General features: G+C 61.0%; 22 protein-coding genes. 5 read left to right on the plus strand and 17 right to left on the minus strand.

The features are described from left to right. Positions 1 to 14: 14 nt before the first annotated feature. Genes QWZ03_RS07205 through QWZ03_RS07215 form a run of 3 tightly spaced genes read right to left on the minus strand, consistent with a single transcriptional unit; the run spans position 15 to position 2238 of the window. On the minus strand, positions 15 to 986 hold the full coding sequence (locus QWZ03_RS07205; protein WP_290332111.1) for a COX15/CtaA family protein: 972 nt from the start codon (positions 984 to 986) through the stop codon (positions 15 to 17). A 2-nt stretch (positions 987 to 988) separates the two neighbouring features. Next, positions 989 to 1558, minus strand: a complete 570-nt coding sequence (locus tag QWZ03_RS07210; protein WP_290332112.1) for a redox-active disulfide-containing membrane protein — start codon at positions 1556 to 1558, stop codon at positions 989 to 991. Then, positions 1555 to 2238: an SURF1 family protein gene (locus QWZ03_RS07215; RefSeq protein WP_290332113.1), complete on the minus strand. Its 684-nt coding sequence runs from the start codon at positions 2236 to 2238 to the stop codon at positions 1555 to 1557. Before QWZ03_RS07215 ends, QWZ03_RS07210 begins: the two co-directional genes overlap by 4 nt. Before the next feature lie 89 nt (positions 2239 to 2327). On the opposite strand from QWZ03_RS07215, the gene QWZ03_RS07220 reads away from it, so the two are divergent. Continuing rightward, positions 2328 to 2528, plus strand: coding sequence for a twin transmembrane helix small protein (locus QWZ03_RS07220; protein WP_284194646.1), 201 nt, complete (start codon positions 2328 to 2330; stop codon positions 2526 to 2528). Between the two features lie 103 nt (positions 2529 to 2631). On the opposite strand, the gene QWZ03_RS07225 is transcribed toward QWZ03_RS07220, so the two are convergent. The 11 genes from QWZ03_RS07225 to yajC form a co-directional block, all read right to left on the minus strand. Beyond that, positions 2632 to 3486 carry a cytochrome c oxidase subunit 3 gene (locus QWZ03_RS07225; RefSeq protein WP_284194647.1) on the minus strand — a complete coding sequence of 285 codons (855 nt, stop codon included), beginning with the start codon at positions 3484 to 3486 and terminating at the stop codon, positions 2632 to 2634. Positions 3487 to 3522: 36 nt separating this feature from the next. Further along, positions 3523 to 3708, minus strand: coding sequence for a DUF2970 domain-containing protein (locus QWZ03_RS07230; protein ID WP_284194648.1), 186 nt, complete (start codon positions 3706 to 3708; stop codon positions 3523 to 3525). 27 nt (positions 3709 to 3735) lie between these two features. Beyond that, entirely contained in the window at positions 3736 to 4275 is a 540-nt protein-coding gene (locus QWZ03_RS07235) for a cytochrome c oxidase assembly protein (protein WP_284194649.1), read from the minus strand. A 110-nt stretch (positions 4276 to 4385) separates the two neighbouring features. After that, a complete protein-coding gene (ctaD, locus tag QWZ03_RS07240; protein ID WP_284194650.1) occupies positions 4386 to 6020 on the minus strand; it encodes a cytochrome c oxidase subunit I in 1635 nt (544 codons plus the stop codon). A gap of 26 nt (positions 6021 to 6046) precedes the next feature. Beyond that, entirely contained in the window at positions 6047 to 7168 is a 1122-nt protein-coding gene (gene coxB, locus QWZ03_RS07245; RefSeq protein ID WP_284194651.1) for a cytochrome c oxidase subunit II, read from the minus strand. Positions 7169 to 7345: 177 nt separating this feature from the next. After that, complete coding sequence (bioD, locus tag QWZ03_RS07250; protein ID WP_290332114.1) at positions 7346 to 8041, minus strand: dethiobiotin synthase; 696 nt, start codon at positions 8039 to 8041, stop codon at positions 7346 to 7348. A gap of 7 nt (positions 8042 to 8048) precedes the next feature. Then, a complete protein-coding gene (gene bioC, locus QWZ03_RS07255; protein ID WP_290332115.1) occupies positions 8049 to 8924 on the minus strand; it encodes a malonyl-ACP O-methyltransferase BioC in 876 nt (291 codons plus the stop codon). Positions 8925 to 8946: 22 nt separating this feature from the next. Then, complete coding sequence (locus QWZ03_RS07260; RefSeq protein ID WP_290332116.1) at positions 8947 to 9585, minus strand: DedA family protein; 639 nt, start codon at positions 9583 to 9585, stop codon at positions 8947 to 8949. A 125-nt stretch (positions 9586 to 9710) separates the two neighbouring features. Beyond that, positions 9711 to 10658 carry a protein translocase subunit SecF gene (gene secF / locus QWZ03_RS07265; RefSeq protein ID WP_290332231.1) on the minus strand — a complete coding sequence of 316 codons (948 nt, stop codon included), beginning with the start codon at positions 10656 to 10658 and terminating at the stop codon, positions 9711 to 9713. 15 nt (positions 10659 to 10673) lie between these two features. Next, entirely contained in the window at positions 10674 to 12497 is a 1824-nt protein-coding gene (secD, locus tag QWZ03_RS07270; RefSeq protein ID WP_290332117.1) for a protein translocase subunit SecD, read from the minus strand. Between the two features lie 69 nt (positions 12498 to 12566). Continuing rightward, a complete protein-coding gene (gene yajC, locus QWZ03_RS07275) occupies positions 12567 to 12893 on the minus strand; it encodes a preprotein translocase subunit YajC (RefSeq protein ID WP_284194656.1) in 327 nt (108 codons plus the stop codon). Between the two features lie 191 nt (positions 12894 to 13084). Here yajC and QWZ03_RS07280 point away from each other — a divergent pair, with 191 nt between their 5' ends. Next, on the plus strand, positions 13085 to 13669 hold the full coding sequence (locus tag QWZ03_RS07280) for a glycine zipper 2TM domain-containing protein (protein WP_290332118.1): 585 nt from the start codon (positions 13085 to 13087) through the stop codon (positions 13667 to 13669). A 53-nt stretch (positions 13670 to 13722) separates the two neighbouring features. Here the strand turns inward: QWZ03_RS07280 and tgt are convergent, their stop codons facing one another. From tgt to queA, 3 genes are all read right to left on the minus strand, one after another. Continuing rightward, a complete protein-coding gene (gene tgt, locus QWZ03_RS07285) occupies positions 13723 to 14850 on the minus strand; it encodes a tRNA guanosine(34) transglycosylase Tgt (RefSeq protein WP_290332119.1) in 1128 nt (375 codons plus the stop codon). Between the two features lie 77 nt (positions 14851 to 14927). Beyond that, the gene (locus tag QWZ03_RS07290; protein ID WP_290332120.1) at positions 14928 to 15734 is read right to left on the minus strand and encodes a metallophosphoesterase; all 807 of its coding nucleotides are present in this window, start codon (positions 15732 to 15734) and stop codon (positions 14928 to 14930) included. A gap of 29 nt (positions 15735 to 15763) precedes the next feature. After that, positions 15764 to 16780: a tRNA preQ1(34) S-adenosylmethionine ribosyltransferase-isomerase QueA gene (gene queA / locus QWZ03_RS07295; RefSeq protein ID WP_308447530.1), complete on the minus strand. Its 1017-nt coding sequence runs from the start codon at positions 16778 to 16780 to the stop codon at positions 15764 to 15766. A gap of 213 nt (positions 16781 to 16993) precedes the next feature. Between queA and aroQ the strand changes: the two genes are divergently transcribed. The 3 genes from aroQ to accC all read left to right on the plus strand — a co-directional run bounded on the left by aroQ (position 16994) and on the right by accC (position 19429). Beyond that, positions 16994 to 17482 (plus strand): type II 3-dehydroquinate dehydratase, encoded by a 489-nt coding sequence (gene aroQ / locus QWZ03_RS07300; RefSeq protein WP_284195779.1) that lies wholly within the window; start codon positions 16994 to 16996, stop codon positions 17480 to 17482. Between the two features lie 53 nt (positions 17483 to 17535). Next, complete coding sequence (accB, locus tag QWZ03_RS07305; RefSeq protein WP_290332122.1) at positions 17536 to 17991, plus strand: acetyl-CoA carboxylase biotin carboxyl carrier protein; 456 nt, start codon at positions 17536 to 17538, stop codon at positions 17989 to 17991. Positions 17992 to 18079: 88 nt separating this feature from the next. Then, entirely contained in the window at positions 18080 to 19429 is a 1350-nt protein-coding gene (gene accC, locus QWZ03_RS07310; protein ID WP_290332123.1) for an acetyl-CoA carboxylase biotin carboxylase subunit, read from the plus strand. Positions 19430 to 19500 lie beyond the last annotated feature (71 nt).

Here is a 19500-nt window from a genome sequence, read left to right on the forward strand (position 1 = left end):
CCTGCGCTTTGCCCTTAGCGGCGCTGCGCCAGCCGGTAATTCAGCACCACCATCAGCAGCAGCAGCATGGCAGCGCCAGCATTGTGCAGCACGGCAACCGACAGCGGCAGATGGAAGACCACATTGCTGATACCCAGGCCTACCTGCAGCAGCAACATGCCAGCAATGGCGAGCGCTAGGCTACGCAAAACACCCTGTGCGTACAAGCGCCAGCTCAGTATGCCAATAAAACAGAACGTCACCAGCGCCCCCAACCTGTGCAGCCAGTGTATGGCGGTCAGGTTGGCCATGCTCAGCAACTCCCCTTCCGGTGTCTGGCCCAGCTCGCGCAGCACATGGAAGGCATCACGGAAATCCATCTGCGGTACCAAGGCACCCTGGCAGGTGGGGAAGTCGGTGCAGACAACGGCGGCGTAGTTGGTGCTGACCCAACCACCCAGGATGATCTGGCAGGACACCACCAACAGGCCGACGAAGGCAGCCAGGCGGAATCCGCCTGCACGCTCTACCCTGGCCCAGTCCCGCTGCCGCAAGGCCAGCCAGGTCAGCATGGCCACCAGGGTCATGCCACCGATCAGGTGGCTGGTGACGATGGCGGGCTTGAGCAGCTTGGTTACCGTCCACATACCGAGCGCACCTTGGAAGCACACCACGAAAAAGATGGAAACCGCCAGCAGGGGCGATTGCCGCAGGCGATCGCGATGCTTGACGGCCATCACGGCCAGCACCAGCACCAGCAGGCCCAGGGCGCTGGCCAGATAGCGATGCACCATCTCTTTCCAGGCCTTGGCCATGCTGACCGGGCCATGGGGTGCCTCAGCATGTGCCGCCAGTATCTCGTCCACCGCATGTATCGGCGTGGCCTTGCCATAGCAACCGGGCCAATCGGGGCAGCCCAGGCCGGCATCAGACAGGCGCACATAGGCGCCCAGCACCACCACGCAAAGCGTCCAGACGACGGCCAGGAGAGTGAGTTTACGAAACATGATCAACCCAGGTTCTCATTGTTCTTCAGGAACTTGCCCACTTCCTTGATCACCCGTACCGGGTCGGCGGTACGTGGATAGCGGATCACCTGGTTGCCCAGCGGATCGATCAGGTAGTAGCCGGTGGCCACGTCGCCCTGCAAGGGAATCGCCTCCAGTGCGCGCACCGTGCGGGCACCATCAGCAGCGGCCACTGCCTGCGCCGATGGCGCGGCGGCATCGGTCACCAGCCACAGCCGTTCTACCCTATCCATGAACTTGCCTTGCGCCATGCGTATCTGGCGCAGGGCATGCAGATCTTTCTGGCAGGCTTGCTGGCAGTCGCCGCTGGCGGCCATGACCAGCACCCAGCGCCCTTTCAGATCAGCCAGCGCTGCCGGCTTGCCGTCCAGCCCTGCTTGCCGGAACGCCGGCACCGGGCCAACCTTGAGCAACTCGCCATAGGTCTTGCCGCCCTCGGGCCGCCAGACGTAATAAGCCAGGTAGGAAGCCAGCACCGGTGCGATGGTGATGGCGATCAGGGCAAACAGTATCCAGCGGCCGTTGCGCTTGGGTTGAGTGGCAGCATTCATGTGTTACGGCGCTTCCAGTGCAAGATAAAAAACAGAACGACGGCCAGGGCCGCAAACAGAAACCACTGGCCTGCATAGGCGTAGTGCTTCTCCACGCCAAAATCCACGGCTGGCCAATCACGGGCCAGCGCATCACTCTCACCTAATTGCTGCGCCAGTGCCGGCACCACCGATGCCGGCACCAGCTTGCGGTACCGTGCCCAGTCCAGATTCTGCCAGACCACGCCACCAGCCTGATCCGCCGCCAGCTCCACATACTGCTGCTGGGGTGGCTGCAGGCGTATCTGCAACACCACAGGCCCGGCCGGTAGCGGTACCTGTGGCTGTACCCCTGGCACCTTGGGCAGCCATCCCCGGTTGACCAGCAACAGGCGACCATCCGCCAACTGCAGCGGTGCCAGGGCATGGAACCCTGCCCTGCCCTTGTGTATCCGGTTGTCCAGGAATATCTGGCCGCTGGCCAGCCATACACCTTCGACCTGATAGCGCCTTTGCCATGCGGACTCCCCAAGCTCGCCCCGCCAGGGCAGCAGTGCCAGTTGGTCCATGGCCTGCTGGCGCTCCGCCAGCGCCTGTTTGTGCTGCCCCCGCCCCAGTTGCCAGCAGCCCAGACGCAAGGTCAGCACCACAAACAGCAAGGTAGCGATGATGATCAGCAGGCGGGGACGACGCAAGGGCATGGCAAGAAGCAGACGGGGATGGCGATAGGGTTGGATACCGAGGGGTGACTGGGCATAAACTCGGGTTTTTCCCGCTTGCGCCCTACATCATGAAAATCATTGTCGTGCTGATGATACTTGGCATCCTGTTTGCACTGGGTAGCGCCATGTTCTCGCTGATACGCAGCAAGGACAGCTCCAAACGTACCGTCAAGGCGCTGACCCTGCGCATTAGCCTGTCGGTCGCCCTGTTTCTGTTCCTGATGCTGTCCTACCGCCTGGGCTGGATACAGCCACACGGCGTGTACTGAGCCAGTGAGCGCCGCCAACCGCAACCGGTTGGCGCTGCAGCTGGCCTTTACAAACAAAATGGTGCAGCCTGCGCTGCACCATTTTTACGCCTTGCGGCAGGCCTTACAGCCAGTACACGAATACAAACAGGATCAGCCACACCACATCCACGAAGTGCCAGTACCAGGCGGCAGCTTCGAAAGCGAAGTGGTGCTCGGCGGTGAAGTGACCCTTGACCGAGCGGAAATACATGACGGCCAGCATCAGCGCGCCGATGAACACATGCATGCCGTGGAAGCCCGTCATCATGTAGAACGAAGCGCCATACACGCCGGAGGCCATGGTCAGGCCCAAATCGCCCCAGGCGTGGGCGTATTCATAGACCTGCAGGCCCAGGAACAAGGCGCCCAGCAATACGGTGAGCAGCAGGCCCAGCTTGAGCTGGCCACGCTTGTTTTCCATCATGCCCCAGTGCGCCCAGGTGAGGGTCACGCCGGAAGTCAGCAGGATCAGGGTGTTCCAGGCCGGCAAGCCCCACGGGCCCATCACCTGGTAGGGTTCGGTGCCATTGGGCGCGACGGACATGGGCCACATGGCCTTGAAATCGGGCCACAGTATCTTGTGTTCCATATTGCCCAGCTCGGGCACCGAGATACTGCGCAGGTAGTAGAGGGTGCCGAAGAAGGCGGCGAAGAACATCACCTCAGAAAAGATGAACCAGCCCATGCCCCAGCGGAAGGAGATATCAACCCGCTTGGAGTAGACACCGCCTTCGGACTCGCGGATCACATCACCAAACCAGCCGAACAGCATCCACAGCAGAATGGCGATGCCGATGGCCAGCGGCACCCAGGAGAACGGCACCGAGTTGACCAGCAAGGCGGCGCCCAGGCCGATGCCGAACAGCGCGACGGCGCCCTTGAATGGCCACCAGGACGGTGCGGGTACGAAATAATCAGGCTGCTGCGTTGTTGCCATGTTGTCTGCTCCCTTTTCGGTCTTGCGTGTCCGCCGCTACTGCGCCGGCACGATGCTTTTTACCAGGATGATCAGGCCGGCAATCAAGACTGCGGCACAGATCAGTGCGGCCAGAATGATCTGGACCGGCTTGAGTTTCTGCAGATCTTCCTTGGAATCCTTGCCTCGCCGTATGCCGGTAAAGGCAGCCAGCACGGCGCCTACGGCGCGCAGGGGATTCATGCTGGACTTCTCTTGCTCACGCATGTTCTAGGCTGCCGGTTGGGCCGTGCCGGCCACTTCAAAGAAGCTGTACGAAAGGGTGATGGTATGGATGTCCTCAGGCAGGCTGGGATCAATCACGAACACCACCGGCATGCGGCGCTTCTCACCGGCCGCAAATTGCTGCTTGCTGAAGCAGAAGCACTCCAGTTTGTTGAAGTATTCGCCAGCCCGCTTGGGGCCATAGCTGGGTATGGCCTGCGCCACGATGGGGCGGGGTCCGTTGTTCTCGATATCGTAGACCACCTGCACCATCTGGCCCGGATGCACCTGCAGCTTGCGCTGCTCCGGCGCAAAGCGCCAGGGCAGGTCGGCCCGCAGGTTGGCATCCAGCTCCACCGTCACCGTCCGGCTGGCCACCACCTGGGTGTTTTCCACCTTGTCGGGGCGCAACAGGTTGTTGATGCCCGTGGCTTCGCAGATCTGGTCATAGAACGGCACCAGCGCAAAACCGAAGCCGAACATGCCAACGGCAATCACGATCAGCTTGGCCATCAATCGGCGGTTATCGGACTGCAGCGTATCCATCAACAGGCCTTATTGACCAAACAACCATAAACGGGCGGCAAAGCCGAGACACAGCACCACCGCAACGCTAACCAGCACCGCGGCGGTACGCAGGTTCTTGCCAGCCATGCTTAGTGCAACTGCTGCTGGGCGGCGAGCTTGTCAACCAGCTCACGCGACGGCGGTTGCTCCCAGGTGTGGAACGGCGCCGGCGACGGCACTTCCCACTCCAGGGTATTGCCGCCTTCCCATGGCTTGGCCGGTGCTGGGCCGGCACCACCACGGATGGTGGGCAGCAGCACAGCGAACAGGAAGTAAATCTGGGCGATACCGAAAGCAAAGGCGCCGACCGAGGCCAGGGCATTGAATTCGGTGAACTGCACGGCATAGTCGGGGATACGACGCGGCATGCCAGCCAGGCCCAGGAAGTGCATGGGGAAGAAGGTCACGTTGAAGGCGATCATCGACCACCAGAAGTGAATCTTGCCGCGGGTTTCGGAGTACATGAAGCCGGTCCACTTCGGCAGCCAGTAGTACACGGCGGCAAACAGCGAGAACAGCGCGCCGGCGACCAGCACATAGTGGAAGTGGGCTACCACGTAGTAGGTGTCATGCAGCTGGATATCCACTGCGGCAATCGACAGCACCACACCGGAGAAGCCGCCCATGGTGAACAGGCAGACGAAGCCGATGGCAAACAGCATGGGGGTCTCAAATGTCATCGAGCCCTTCCACATGGTGGCGATCCAGTTGAACACCTTCACGCCGGTAGGCACCGCGATCAGGGTAGTGGCGTACATGAAGAACAGCTGGGCCGTTACCGGCATACCCACGGAGTACATGTGGTGCGCCCACACCATGAACGACAAGATGGCGATGGACGAGGTGGCGTACACCATGGAGTGGTAGCCGAACAGGGTCTTGCGGGCGAAGGTGGGGATCACCTGGCTGACCACGCCGAATGCGGGCAGCGCCATGATGTACACCTCGGGGTGGCCGAAGAACCAGAAGATGTGCTGGTACAGCACTGGATCACCACCGCCGGCAGCATTGAAGAAGCTGGTGCCGAAGTGACGGTCAGTCAGCACCATGGTCACGGCACCGGCCAGCACAGGCATCACGGCAATCAGCAGGTAGGCGGTGATAAGCGAAGTCCACACGAACATCGGCATCTTCATCATGGTCATGCCGGGGGCACGCATATTGAGGATGGTGGTGATGATGTTGATCGCGCCCATGATGGACGAGATACCCATGATGTGGATGGCGAAGATGGTCAGGTCCATGCCCATGCCCATCTGCGTGGACAGCGGGGCATACAAGGTCCAGCCTGCGGCAGCGGCACCACCTGGCACGGCAAAGCTGATCATCAGCAGCAAGGCCGCCGGTGGCAGTAGCCAGAACGACCAGTTGTTCATGCGGGCGAACGCCATGTCGGGCGCGCCTATCATCAGCGGAATCATCCAGTTAGCCAGGCCGGTAAAGGCCGGCATGATGGCGCCGAACACCATGATCAGGCCATGCAGGGTGGTGAACTGGTTGAACAGCTCAGGCCGGACAAACTGCAGGCCGGGGCTGAACAGCTCAGCCCGGATACAAAGGGCCATCACGCCGCCGGTGAGGAACATGATGAAGGCAAACCACATGTACAGCGTGCCGATGTCCTTGTGGTTGGTCGCTGCCAGCCAGCGGGTCAGGCCGTGTGGATGGTGATCGTGGTGATCATCGCCGTGGGCGTGATCAGGCGTGTGAACGGTAGTGGTCATATTCTTGTCCTCGCTCTGTGCTGCCGTCACATGCTACGGGCGGCTTTGATCTCGGCAGGCTGGATCAGCTCGCCGGTCTTGTTGCCCCAGCTATTGCGGGTAAAGGTTATCGCCGCAGCGATTTCGGTATCGGACAGGGTCTTTTCCCATGCCGGCATGGCGCCCTTGCCCTTCAGCAGCAGATGCACCTGATCAGCCTTGGGGCCAACCACCATCTTGGAGCCATCCAGCGCCGGGAAGGCGCCCTGGCCCTTGCCGTTGGCCTGGTGACAGATGGCGCAGTTGCTGTCGTAGACCTTCTGGCCACGCGCCACCATCTCGGGCAGCGTCCAGACCTTGTTCGGGTCGTCCTGGTTGGCGGCCATCAGCTTCTTCTGCTCGCCCACCCAGGCATCGTACTTCTCTTGCGAAACCACATTCACCACGATGGGCATGAAGCCATGGTCCTTGCCGCACAGCTCTACACACTGACCACGGTACACGCCTTCCTTCTCGGCCTTGAACCAGGTGTCACGTATATAGCCGGGGATGGCATCCTGCTTGACCGCGAAGGCCGGCACCCACCAGGAGTGGATCACATCATTGGCAGTCAGCAGCAGACGTACGCGCTTGCCCACCGGCACCACAACGGGGTTATCCACTTCCAGCATGTAGTCGGCATTGCGTACCGGCTTCTGGCCTTCGTAGTTCTCGTACTGTTCTTGCGGGGTAGCCAGGCGGCTGTGGAAGCTGATGCCCTCGTCGAGGTAGTCATAGCCCCACTTCCACTGGTAGCCGGTGACCTTGATGGTCATGTCGGCACCACGGGTGTCCTTCTGGGCAATGATGACCTTGGTGGCAGGCCAGGCCATGGCCACCAGGATCAGCGCCGGGATAATGGTCCAGACGATTTCCACTGTGGTGCTTTCGTGGAAATTGGCGGCCTTGTGGCCCGCTGCCTTGCGGTGCTTGAAGATGGAGTAAAACATCGCTCCAAATACCACCACGAAGATGACCGAGCAGATCACCAACAGGAAGGTATGGAGGTCATATACCTCTTCACCGAGTTTGGTAACAGGTGTCTGCAGATTGAGCTTGTAGTCTGCCAAGGCAGATAGGCTGGTGCCGAGCGCCAGCGCTGCAAACGACCAGGATGCGCGTTTTTTCATGTTGTCCCCATGACGGAACGCCCACGGATGCAGGCGTCTTTTCCCTCTGCGCCGGTGTTCCGGCGTCGTGTCTGTTTCGCGGCATGTCTTGATGACGATCAAGGCATGTGGCAAAAAGTCGCACGTATGCTAGCAGAGCTGTCGGGGCGGCTCAACGGCAGTTCAGGGCCGAAGTCCTTATTTGATAAGCATTTTGAGCTCGAATCCGAGCATTTGCTCTTGATTCGACTCGGCTTTTTGCCCGGCAGAGAAATTAGGGATCACCCCAAGGCAAGGGGCCGCAATGTGTTGCGTTAAATAGGCAAGATTGTCCTCGCGCGCCCGCATGGCCGGATCCACGCAGTTTGCCACCCAGCCTGCCAACGGCAAGCCCCGTGCCGCAATGGCTGCCACCGTCAGCATGGCGTGGTTCAGGCAACCCAGCCGCAGGCCCACCACCAGGATCACAGGCAGCCCCAGTCTGGCGGCAAGGTCCGCCATGGTATGGCTGTCGTCCAGCGGTGCCAGCCAGCCCCCTGCCCCCTCCACCAGCACCAGTTCTGCCTGCCCTTGCAGTTGCTGGTAGCGTGCCTGTATCAGGCCGATATCGATCGCCACGCCCGCGCCGCGCGCCGCCAGATGCGGCGAAACAGGCGGCACAAAGGCATAGGGATTGGTCAGTGCACGGGGCGCCACCACATTGCCGGCGGCCTCATGGGCCAGCACATCTTCATTATCCAACCCGCCATGCGGTCCCGGCACGCAGCCTGAGGCAACCGGCTTCATGCCAACCGCCTGCACGCCGCCCGCGACAGCCGCGCGCAGCAGGTGGCAAGTGGCAACCGTCTTGCCTACCTCGGTGTCGGTGCCGGTAATGAAATAGCCATGGGCCATATCGACCTCAGGTCTTGGGGCGGGGACGGAACTCGATGACCTGACGGCCATCAGCCAGTTGCGGCTTGGCTTGCGGCTTCCAGGCGTGACCATAGACCACCTCATAGGTGGCCGGCAGCTTGCCATCACGGCGCAACTGCTCATAGGCGGCCTCGGCACGGGCAAAGGCCTGCTTGCCCATCAGGCCGCGGCTACGCCCCATGGCCACATTGTGGGCACCGATGGCTTTCAGATCTCGCATCACGCTGCGGACGTCGGCATAGGTCAGCACGATCTTTTCCATATCCATGACGGGCGCAGAAAAGCCGGCATGACTCAGGGCATCGCCCAGATCGTGCATATCGATAAAGCGGTTAACGTGGGGCTTGTCATCCACCTGGCCAAAAGACTGCTTCAGTTCCAGCAGGGTATCCGGCCCGAATGTACTGAACATCAGCAGGCCCTCCGGCCGCAGCACACGATGGCACTCATGGAATGCCGCATCGGGCTCGTTCAGCCATTGCATGGCCAGACTGCTCCAAACCAGGTCTACCGAATCATTGGCCAGCGGCAGGGACTCCAGATCGGCGCAGACCTGCCAGTGACGCTTGCCGAATACCTTGCCCAGCAAGCCTATCCGGCCTGCCGCCACCTTGAGCATGGCCATGGCCAGATCCAGCTCGATCAGCCTGGCATCGGGATAGCGGCCACGCAGCTTGGGGCCGGCATAACCCGTACCACAGCCTGCATCGAGCATCTGTGCCGGCGCCAGCTTGACCAGTTCCAGCCGCTCGAACATACGATCGGCCACTTCGCGCTGCAGCACCGCCGCGCCATCGTAGGTGCGTGCCGAACGCTCGAAGGCACGGCGTACCTGCGATTTATCGGTGTAGAAACTTTCCATGGGCACTGCCACCTTCAATCCATCAGGCCCGTGCAGCCATGCGGCCATGCACCAGCTTGATCAACATGGGCAAGAGGGAGAGTACCACCACCACCACCACCATCAGCGACAGGTTGTTCTTGATGAAAGGCACGTGGCCAAACTGGTAGCCCAACGTCACCAGCGAACCCACCCAGGCCAGGGTGCCCACCACGCTGAAGAACAGGAATTTGCCGTAGGCCATATGGGCCATACCCGCCACGAAGGGCGCAAAGGTACGGACAATGGGTAGGAATCGGGCCATGGCCACGGTCTTGCCGCCATGACGCTGATAGAACTCCTTGGTGCGCTCCAGGTAATCCCGCCGGAATATCTTGGACGACGGATTGCTGAACAGGCGCTCGCCAGCCCTGCGCCCTATCACATAGTTGACGCTGTCACCCAGTATGGCCGCCACGATCAGGCAGCCAGCCAGCAGGAAGGGATCCATATCGCCCTGTGCCGCCACCGCGCCCGCCACAAACAGCAGCGAATCGCCCGGCAGGAAGGGCATGACGACCAGCCCGGTCTCGCAGAAGATGACCAGGAACAGGATGACGTAGATCCAGGGGCCGTACTGCGACACCATCATGGCCAGAAACTGGTCCAGATGGAGAATGATGTCTATCAGGTTGAAATCCAAGGCTACATCCCGGCAGGTGAATCAGGGCCTTGCCCTAGGCAAAGACCAGCAAGCAGTCGGCTACAAATGGACAACGCCGACAGCACAACCCGAACCCAGGTCGTACTGCCGGCGAGCATCCCGAATCAAACGACCGCTTCTTCCTTGACCCTGACTGGCTTGACCATGCTTTCACGGGTCAGGCCAAACAGCAGCAGCAGGGGCGAGGCCACCAGCACGGAAGAATAGATACCGAATACGATACCGATGGTCAGCGCCATGGCAAAACCATGCAGGGCCGGGCCGCCAAACAGCAGCATGGCCAGCACCATCACTTCGGTCGAGCCATGGGTAATCACGGTACGGCTCATGGTGGCGGTGATGGCGTTGTCTATCACCTCATTGATGCCCTTGCCACGCATACCAGCCTTGCGGAAGTTTTCGCGGATACGGTCGAACACCACCACCGATTCGTTCACGGAGTAACCCAGCACCGCCAGCACCGCTGCCAGCACGGTGAGCGAGAACTCCCACTGGAAGAAGGCAAATACACCGAGAATGATCACCACGTCATGCAGGTTGGCGATGATGGCCGAGACCGCAAAGCGCCACTCGAAGCGGATACCCAGGTAGATGATGATGCCAACGCACACCAAGGCCAGGGCTGTCAGGCCATGGGTCACCAGCTCCTCACCCACCGAGGGGCCGACGAACTCCACCTTGCGGCTCTCGACCTTGGCATCGGTCTTGCGCAACTCGGCCATCACCGTCTCGGATAGCTTGGCGCTGGTGATATTGCTGACATTGGGCAGACGTATCATCACGTCACGCGGGCTACCCAGCAGTTGCACCTGGATTTCCTGGTGCTTGCCACTGAGATTGAGCGCCTCGACCGACTGCCGTACCTGGTTAGGGTCGGCCGCCTGGCTGTAACGCACCTCCAGCACCGTACCACCAGTGAACTCAATACTGAGGTTGAGGCCCTTGTAGAACAGGAAGAACACCGCGAGCAGGAAGGTGGCGAGCGAGATGGTCGTCGTCAGCCGCCCATAGCTCATGAACGGTATGTCTTTTTTAAGGTGGAACATTTCCAACATGATCTTGCTTCCTTATACAGCCAGCGACGTGACCTTGCGGCGGTAGCCGTAGATCAGGTTGACGAGAGCGCGCGACACCACCACGGCCGAGAACATCGAGGTGATGATGCCCAGGCAATGCACCACGGCAAAGCCACGCACCGCGCCCGAACCAAAGATCAACAACGCCACACCGGCAATCAGGGTGGTGATGTTGGAATCCAGAATGGTGGCCCAGGCATGCTCGTAACCGGCCTTGATGGCCGTCTGCGGTGGCACGCCAGCCCGCACTTCTTCCCGAATGCGCTCATTGATCAGCACATTGGAGTCAATCGCCATGCCCAGGGTCAGCGCGATGGCGGCAATACCGGGCAAGGTCAGGGTGGTGCTCAGCACCGACAGCAACGCGATCAGGAACACCAGGTTGGCGCCCAGGGCCAGCGAAGCCGTCACGCCGAACATGCGGTAGTAGATGACCATGAACAGGACCACGGCACCAAAACCGTAGAACATCGAGTTGAAGCCCTTCTCGATATTCTCCTTACCCAGGCTTGGGCCTATGGTGCGCTCTTCCACCACTTCCATGGGGGCGGCCAGAGAACCGGCGCGCAAGAGCAGTGCAGTATCGTTGGCATCGGCCGTGGACATGGAACCGGTGATCTGTACTCGGCCACCGCCGATTTCGCCGCGTATGACCGGGGCAGTCACCACCTGGCCCTTGCCCTTTTCCACCAGCACCATGGCCATGCGCTTGCCGATATTTTCAGCCGTCAGCTGGCGGAAGATATTGGCTCCTGCCGAATCCAGGCCAATATGCACGGCTGGCTGATTCTGATCATCAAAACCAGCCTGGGCATCATTGATGTTCTCGCCAGTCAGCTCTACATCAGTCTTCAGCAGAATGGGGCGGTTGCCTCGTGGATCCAGCTCCTCCAGCAGCTCGTAACCCGCGGGCACCTTGCCGGCCAAGGCTTCCGACAGCTTGGCAGCATCCTCTTCCACCATGCGTACTTCCAGCGTGGCGGTACGACCGATGATGTCCTTGGCACGAGCAGTGTCCTGCACGCCGGGCAACTGCACCACGATGCGATCAGCACCTTGCTGCTGGATCACTGGCTCGGTGGTGCCGAGCTCGTTAACCCGGTTATGCAGGGTGGCGATGTTCTGTTTCACTGCATCAGATTGAATCCGGCGCTGCTCCTCATCCGTCAGCGTCAGCAACAGGCGATAGCCGCCTTCGCCGCTTTGCTGGGCAATCTGCACGGTAGGCAGCGAACGCTCGATTGCCTTGCGGCTCTCCGCCAGGGTCGCCTCATCGCGCAACTGTATTTCCACCCCGGTGGCCAGGCGCTTGATGCTGCCGGCACGTATCTTCTTGTCCTTGAGTTCGCGCCGCACATCCCCGGCCACCCGCTCATAGGCCTTATCCACTGCAGCGCGCATATCCACCTGCATCAGGAAATGCACGCCACCGCGCAAGTCCAGACCCAGGGCCATGGGCTTGGCGTGCAACTGGGCCAGCCAGCCTGGCGTGTTGGGCAGCAGGTTCAGCGCTACAACGTAATCGTCGCCAAGCGCCTCTTGTATGGCCGTCTTGGCCTTCAGCTGCGCCTCGGTGCCGGCAAACTTCACCTTCAAGCTATTGTTCTCGAGGAAGGCACCCTCGGGCTGGATCTTGGCTGCCTGCAGCAGCTTTTCGATCCTGTCCATCACCGCCGTATCGACCTTCACGCTGGAGCGCGTACCGGATACCTGTACAGCAGGGGTTTCGCCATAGCGATTGGGAAGGGCATAGATCAAACCGGCCACCAGGGCGATCAGGATGATCAGGTTTTTCCAGAGAGGATAACGATTCATGGCGGGGCAACCCGTGCGGCACATGGCCGAATGAAGAACGGGCAGCCCACAGGGCTGCCCGATTGAAACTTAGCGTTGAGCTTTGATCGTGCCTTTTTCCAGCTTGGCCGCAACAGCGCCACGCTGAATGACGATTTCCACGCCATCGGCGATCTCTATGGTCAGGTGCTGTTCGCCAGCCTTGACCACACGACCCAGGATGCCGCCATTGGTGACCAGCTCATCACCCTTGCCGATGGCGTCTATCATGGCCTTTTGCTCCTTCATGCGCTTTTGCTGCGGACGAATCAGCATAAAGTAGAACAGCACGAAGATGACGGCCATGGGGGCCAGTTGCAGCAACAGCGAGCTCTCAGCAGCCTGGGCTGGTGCAGCGTAAGCGGGGGAAATGAACATGGGTAAATCCCGGTAAGCATTGAAAAAACAAGCCGCGCATTCTAGCCCCCCACGGGGGCAAAATCCACCAGCGACCGATGACGATAGCGTATTAGATGATGGTCGGCGCAACAGTTCACAAGACTGGCGACTAAAATAAGCAGCAGATGCAGGCCACCGCAAGCCAGCACATCCACAAAAAGGACTCCGACATGCGCATCACCCCCTTACTCCTGGCCTGCCTGATGGCCGCCCCCGCACTGGCCGGCGATGCCGTGGCAGAGGCTTATAACGCCGAAAAGACCCGCATCGCCGACACCTACAAGCTAGCCATGGCGGAATGCAAGGAACAACGTGGCGCCCATCACAAGCAGTGCAAAAAGACGGCGGACCGCGCGCGGCAGGATAGCCTCAAGATGGCCAGCCGCGAGCGCGATGCCGCCCTCAAATGCCGCAACAGTTGCGGCCTGGTCACCGAAGTGAAGCAGCAGGAGCGTGACGGTGACAGCACGGGTGTGGGCGTAGTGGGCGGCGGCGTGGCCGGTGCCGTGATAGGCCGGCAGATCGCTGGCAGCGATGCCAGCAGTTCCACCAAGAACGTTGCCACCGCCATCGGCGCCGTAGGCGGCGCCCTGCTGGGCAAGAAGATCGAGGAGAAAGCCCGTCGCCACAAGGTCTGGCAGGTGAGCTTCCGCCTATACAACGGCGAAGTCGCCCATGCCGAGTTCAACGAAGACCCCGGCATGCAGCCCGGCGACAAGGTGGCCATCAAGGACGGCAAGCTGATGAAGCGCTGATCCGGCCAAGCACGGCCCAGAGGCGGCGGCTAACTCAGCGCCCCTCCTCCATGTCAGTCCACGCCGCGCCCACGCTCGGCATGGAATTGCGCCACAAACTCGGCAAACTGGCCGGCCTCGATAGCCGCACGCATTTGCGCCATCAGCCACTGGTAGTAGTGGAGGTTGTGGATGGTATTGAGCCGCGCGCCCAGTATCTCGCCCGTGCGGAACAGATGGTGCAGGTAGGCGCGGCTGAAATTGCGGCAGGCATAGCAGCCACAGCTTTCGTCCAACGGCCGCACATCGTCCTTGTAGCGTGCGTTCTTGACCTTGACATCACCCCAGCGGGTAAACAGCCAGCCATTACGGGCATTGCGGGTAGGCATGACGCAGTCGAACATATCTATGCCCTGCGACACCCCGTAGACCAGATCCTCCGGCGTGCCCACCCCCATCAGGTAACGGGGCTTGTGGGCAGGCAGCCTGGGGGCGGTATGCGCCAGGATGCGGGCAAAGTCCTCCTTGGGCTCGCCCACGCTCAGCCCGCCGATGGCAAAGCCGTGGAAGCCCATCTCCTCCAGCCCCGCCAGGCTTTCTTCGCGCAAGCGCTCATGCATGCCACCCTGCACGATGCCAAACAAGGCATTGGGGTTCTGCAGCCGCTCGAACTCCTCCTTGGAGCGCCGGGCCCAGCGGGCCGACATGCGCATGGAGGCGGCTGCCGTCTTCTCATCAGCCGGATAGGGCGTGCACTCGTCGAAGATCATGACGATATCGGAGTTGAGCACATCTTGTATCTGCATTGACACCTCAGGCGTCAGAAACAGCCTGTCGCCATTGACCGGCGACTGGAACTTGACCCCTTCCTCGCTGATCTTGCGCAGGGCGCCCAAGCTGAACACCTGGAAACCACCCGAGTCCGTCAGGATGGGCTTGTCCCAGCCCATGAAGCGATGCAGGCCCTCGTGCTTGGCGATCACCTCCAGACCCGGCCGCAGCCAGAGGTGGAAGGTATTGCCCAGAACGATCTGCGCGCCTATCTCGTCCAGCTCGTTCGGTGCCATGGCCTTGACCGTGCCATAGGTACCCACGGGCATGAAGACAGGTGTCTCCACCACACCATGATTGAGTTCCACGCTACCACGGCGGGCGCCGTGGCTAGTGGTCTTGAGGGTAAAGCTCAGGCCGTTGTCCGGCATGGTATGACTCCTTGCACCACCGGATACACAGCCCGGCGCGCGTCAGGGTTAGAAGAATAGGAAACCGCGAGCCATGCTCAGCGGGTATAGAAGATAGGGTTGCCGCCGTTGTGTTCGGCCATGGTCAGGCGCATCGGCGCACCGCTGTCGACCCGATTGACATCCACATTGCCCTCATAGCCCGAACCGGTATCTATATGGCAATGCGATTGATGGATGACCGGGTAGGGTACCGGGTTATGACCGCAATAGGTCAGCGACAGCCCCTCCCGCCAACTGGGGCCACGGTGTTCCAGCGCCGCTACGGCAGCCTCATCCGCCAGATTGCGACTCCAGATCAACCGCTCCACCGCCTTGTCATCGGCACTGTCTAGCTTGGCATCCAGGTCCGCGTCGCGGTACAGCGACATATCGGCCGGCGATTGCAGCAAGGCGGCATGCACCACATTGAATCGCTCGGAGGTGCCAGGCCCCACCACCAGCACATGAGGCAGGCGCTCCACCACCCGTGCGGCCGACTGCAGGGCCGGGTCACGCTTGAGTATGGAACCCAGGGCCCAGCCGCCACCATTGGCCACCGACAAGGCGATGGCAGCATCGTCTCCGGTCAGGGCGTTGAGCAGCATCTGCTCATGATTACCCAGCACGCAATAGAACCAGGGCTGAGCCAGCAGCTTGAGGCAGCCCATGGCATCCGGCCCCCGATCCACCAGGTCGCCGGTGGCGAACAATCTGTCGCCCCTATCCGGATTAAAGCCGGAGAGCACCAGCAACACCTCCAGATCCCGCCGGCAGCCATGCAGATCGCCCACGACAAAATCGCGACCTTTTTCGTTGCGCGGCAAGAAGGCGACGCGTGGCGTCACAGGGGCGGTATCGGGCATGACAGGATTATGGCAGCAGACGGCAGGTTTTACCGCCGCTCCAGCAGCATTGCATCTCCGTAACTGAAGAAACGGTATTCCTCACGCACAGCATGAGCATAGGCCAATTGCATGCGCTCGTAGCCTGCAAAGGCCGACACCAGCATCAGCAGGGTGGATTTGGGCAGGTGGAAGTTGGTGATGAGGGCATCCACCAGCCGGAACTCGTAACCCGGCGTGATGAAAATGTCAGTATCACCCTCGGGCTCGGCCATATCGCCATGCTGGCACGAGGCCTCCAGCGCACGCAAGCTGGTGGTGCCCACCGCCACGATGCGGCCACCCTGCTCGCGGGTACGGCGTATGGCGGCCTGTGTTTCGGCAGGTATGCTGTAACGCTCATGGTGCATGCGGTGCTCGGCCAGATTCTCCACCCGCACGGGCTGGAAAGTACCTGCCCCCACATGCAGGGTCAAACGGGCATGCGCCACACCCTGCCCCGCCAGCACCGCCAGCATGGCATCGGTAAAGTGCAGGCCGGCCGTCGGTGCTGCCACCGCACCAGGCTCCCGCGCGAATACGGTCTGGTAGCGCTCGGCATCGGCGCCATCAGGCGTGTGTTCTATATAGGGCGGCAAGGGCAAGGCGCCGGCAGCGTCCAGCACCGTCAACACCGGCTGCTCAAAACGCAGATGAAAAAACTCCCCTTGCCGCGCCAGCATCTCCGCCCGCCAAGTGCCGCCAAAGTGCAGCCAGCTACCGGGCTTGGGCGACTTACTGGCGCGCACCATGGCCAGCGCCTCATGCTCGTTCAGCACCCGCTCCACCATGGCCTCAACCTGGCCGCCACTGTCCTTCTGCCCCAACAAGCGCGCCTTGATGACGCGGGTATCGTTCAGCACCAGCAGATCGCCGGCGCGGAGCAAGCTGGGCAGCTCGGCAAATCGCCTATCCGCCATCCCCGCCTGCACGGGCAGATGAAGCAGGCGGCTACCGCCACGCTCGGCAGGGGGAAACTGGGCGATCAGGTGATCGGGCAGGAAATAATCGAAATCGGAGAGCTGCATGGCTAAAAAATTCGGCATATTCCAGGAAAACACGCCATTATATCAGCCCACTTGCCGCCGCCCCCGATCCTGCGCCAGTCTCTAGGACATCAGCGTAAACCCTTACGCAGCGCACATTTCCGCAACAAGTACGGCCTATTTTCGAGCGGGCGCTTGACCGAATTTTCGGCGATCTGTAGACAACGTGCGCGTATCTGCGGCAAACTCGCCGCCATGACTCAGCCGACACAGCACAATTTGGCTGGACAGCCCAAAGACATTTTGGTAGTGCACGGACCGAACCTCAATATGCTCGGCCGCCGCGAACCACAATACTATGGCGCTGACACCCTTGCCAGCATAGACGCTCGTCTTATCGAGCAGTCGCGTGCTGCCGGCTTGTCCTGCACCACCTTTCAAAGCAATAGCGAAGCTGCGCTGATAGAGCGTATCCACGCCGCCTTCACCGACGGCACCGGCTTCGTCATCATCAACCCGGCCGCCTATACCCATACCAGCGTCGCCCTGCGCGATGCGCTGGCGGCGGTCAAGTTGCCATTTATCGAAGTCCATCTCTCCAACGTCCACGCCCGCGAGCCGTTCAGGCATCACTCGTATTTTTCCGACCTCGCGGTGGGCGTTATCTGCGGGCTGGGCGCAGCCGGCTACGGTTATGCGCTGCAGCACGCGATTGACTATCTGAATCGCCAAATGTCGACCTGACGCAAGCCTTCAGGCCAGACAAGACAAACCAATACCTAAAAAAGGGAACGGGCATGGATCTACGCAAGCTCAAGAAGCTGATCGACCTCGTGGAAGAATCCGGCATTGCCGAGATTGAAGTCACCGAAGGCGAAGAGAAAGTCCGCATCACCCGCGTATCGCAAAACGCCCCGGTGATGTACGCACAAGCCCCCATGCAGCAATACAGCATGCCCAGCAGCGCCCCCGCTGCACCCGCTGCTGTGGAAGCCCCGGCTGCCAGCGCCCTGCCCGAAGGCACGCCGCTCAAGTCGCCCATGGTCGGCACCTTCTATCGCGCCTCCAGCCCTGGCGCCAAGGCTTTTGTCGAAGTGGGCCAGCAGGTCAATGTCGGCGACACCCTCTGCATCATCGAAGCCATGAAGCTCCTGAACGAGATCGAAGCGGAAACCGCTGGTGTCGTCAAAGCCATCCTGGTCGACAATGGCTCGCCCGTCGAATACGGCGAGCCGCTATTCATCATCGGTTGAAATTCTGTGAGGCTGGAGGGATAGGACCCGAGGCTGCCACTGCGCCCGCGCCCCATCCCCGGCTCCTCACCCCTCACGGAGTTAATCCATGTTCGAAAAAATCCTGATTGCCAACCGGGGGGAGATAGCCCTCCGCATCCAGCGCGCCTGCCGCGAGATGGGCATCAAAACCGTGGTCGTCCACTCCGAAGTCGACCGCGAGGCCAAGTACGTCAAGCTGGCCGATGAATCGGTCTGCATCGGACCAGCACCGTCGCCACAGTCCTACCTGAACATCCCCGCCATCATTGCCGCAGCCGAGGTCACCGACGCCCAGGCCATCCATCCCGGCTACGGTTTTCTCAGCGAGAATGCCGATTTTGCCGAGCGGGTGGAGCAAAGCGGCTTTGTCTTCATCGGACCGCGCCCTGAATCCATCCGCCTGATGGGCGACAAGGTCAGCGCCAAAGATGCCATGAAGGCCTCAGGCGTCCCTTGCGTGCCAGGCTCTGACGGCGCGCTGCCGGACGATAACGAGGAAATGCTGAAGATAGGCCGCCGCGTCGGCTATCCCGTCATCATCAAGGCCGCCGGCGGCGGCGGCGGTCGTGGCATGCGGGTGGTCCGGCAAGAGGAAGACCTGATCCGGTCGGTGGAAATGACACGCACCGAAGCCGGTGCAGCCTTTGGCAACCCGACGGTGTATATGGAGAAGTTCCTCGAGAACCCTCGCCATATCGAGATACAGGTACTGGCCGACGAATACGGCAATGCCGTGTTCCTGGGCGAGCGCGACTGCTCCATGCAGCGGCGCCACCAGAAGGTGATAGAAGAAGCCCCCGCCCCCGGCATTACCGACAAGCAACGCAAGCGGGTAGGCGAAGCCTGTGCAGAGGCCTGCCGCCGCATCGGCTACCGTGGCGCCGGCACCTTCGAATTCCTGTTCGAGAACGGCGAGTTCTACTTTATCGAGATGAACACCCGGGTACAGGTGGAGCACCCGGTGACCGAGCAGATCACCGGCATTGATATCGTGCAGGAACAGATACGTATCGCGGCAGGCGAAAAGCTCCGCTTCAGCCAAAAGGATATCGTGCTCAAGGGTCACGCCATGGAATGCCGCATCAATGCGGAAGACCCGTTCAAGTTCATCCCCAGCCCGGGCAAGATCACCACCTACCATCCGCCAGGCGGCCCTGGTATTCGGGTCGATTCGCATATCTACCAGGGCTATACCGTCCCCCCCAACTATGACTCCATGGTGGGCAAGGTGATCGCCACCGGCGATACCCGAGAGCAGGCCATGGCACGCATGCGCATCGCCCTGTCAGAGATGGCGGTGGAGGGCATCAAGACCAATATCCCCCTGCACCAGATGCTGTTCACCGACAAGGGCTTCGTCAAGGGCGGCACATCCATCCATTACCTGGAGCACCTGCTGGCCGAGGCCAAGGGCTAAGCCAGGCCAACGTGGCTTGAGCGCATGACTGCCCGCAATAGCTGTTAAAATCCACAGTGGCCGAGCCTTGA

The sequence above is a fragment of the Chitinimonas viridis genome (assembly GCF_030409555.1).
GTDB classification, from domain to species: Bacteria; Pseudomonadota; Gammaproteobacteria; order Burkholderiales; family Chitinimonadaceae; genus Chitinimonas; species Chitinimonas viridis.

What these genes read in the sequence shown, in the direction of transcription:
- QWZ03_RS07235 (WP_284194649.1), bottom strand. Translation starts at nt 4,275, where the DNA reads ATGGATACGCTGCAGTCCGATAACCGCCGATTGATGGCCAAGCTGATC.
- queA (WP_308447530.1), bottom strand. Translation starts at nt 16,780, where the DNA reads ATGCAGCTCTCCGATTTCGATTATTTCCTGCCCGATCACCTGATCGCC.
- ctaD (WP_284194650.1), bottom strand. Translation starts at nt 6,020, where the DNA reads ATGACCACTACCGTTCACACGCCTGATCACGCCCACGGCGATGATCAC.
- coxB (WP_284194651.1), bottom strand. Translation starts at nt 7,168, where the DNA reads ATGAAAAAACGCGCATCCTGGTCGTTTGCAGCGCTGGCGCTCGGCACC.
- QWZ03_RS07220 (WP_284194646.1), top strand. Translation starts at nt 2,328, where the DNA reads ATGAAAATCATTGTCGTGCTGATGATACTTGGCATCCTGTTTGCACTG.
- QWZ03_RS07290 (WP_290332120.1), bottom strand. Translation starts at nt 15,734, where the DNA reads ATGCCCGATACCGCCCCTGTGACGCCACGCGTCGCCTTCTTGCCGCGC.
- aroQ (WP_284195779.1), top strand. Translation starts at nt 16,994, where the DNA reads ATGACTCAGCCGACACAGCACAATTTGGCTGGACAGCCCAAAGACATT.
- tgt (WP_290332119.1), bottom strand. Translation starts at nt 14,850, where the DNA reads ATGCCGGACAACGGCCTGAGCTTTACCCTCAAGACCACTAGCCACGGC.
- QWZ03_RS07205 (WP_290332111.1), bottom strand. Translation starts at nt 986, where the DNA reads ATGTTTCGTAAACTCACTCTCCTGGCCGTCGTCTGGACGCTTTGCGTG.
- accC (WP_290332123.1), top strand. Translation starts at nt 18,080, where the DNA reads ATGTTCGAAAAAATCCTGATTGCCAACCGGGGGGAGATAGCCCTCCGC.
- QWZ03_RS07230 (WP_284194648.1), bottom strand. Translation starts at nt 3,708, where the DNA reads ATGAATCCCCTGCGCGCCGTAGGCGCCGTGCTGGCTGCCTTTACCGGC.
- QWZ03_RS07225 (WP_284194647.1), bottom strand. Translation starts at nt 3,486, where the DNA reads ATGGCAACAACGCAGCAGCCTGATTATTTCGTACCCGCACCGTCCTGG.
- secD (WP_290332117.1), bottom strand. Translation starts at nt 12,497, where the DNA reads ATGAATCGTTATCCTCTCTGGAAAAACCTGATCATCCTGATCGCCCTG.
- bioC (WP_290332115.1), bottom strand. Translation starts at nt 8,924, where the DNA reads ATGGAAAGTTTCTACACCGATAAATCGCAGGTACGCCGTGCCTTCGAG.
- bioD (WP_290332114.1), bottom strand. Translation starts at nt 8,041, where the DNA reads ATGGCCCATGGCTATTTCATTACCGGCACCGACACCGAGGTAGGCAAG.
- yajC (WP_284194656.1), bottom strand. Translation starts at nt 12,893, where the DNA reads ATGTTCATTTCCCCCGCTTACGCTGCACCAGCCCAGGCTGCTGAGAGC.
- QWZ03_RS07215 (WP_290332113.1), bottom strand. Translation starts at nt 2,238, where the DNA reads ATGCCCTTGCGTCGTCCCCGCCTGCTGATCATCATCGCTACCTTGCTG.
- accB (WP_290332122.1), top strand. Translation starts at nt 17,536, where the DNA reads ATGGATCTACGCAAGCTCAAGAAGCTGATCGACCTCGTGGAAGAATCC.
- QWZ03_RS07210 (WP_290332112.1), bottom strand. Translation starts at nt 1,558, where the DNA reads ATGAATGCTGCCACTCAACCCAAGCGCAACGGCCGCTGGATACTGTTT.
- QWZ03_RS07280 (WP_290332118.1), top strand. Translation starts at nt 13,085, where the DNA reads ATGCGCATCACCCCCTTACTCCTGGCCTGCCTGATGGCCGCCCCCGCA.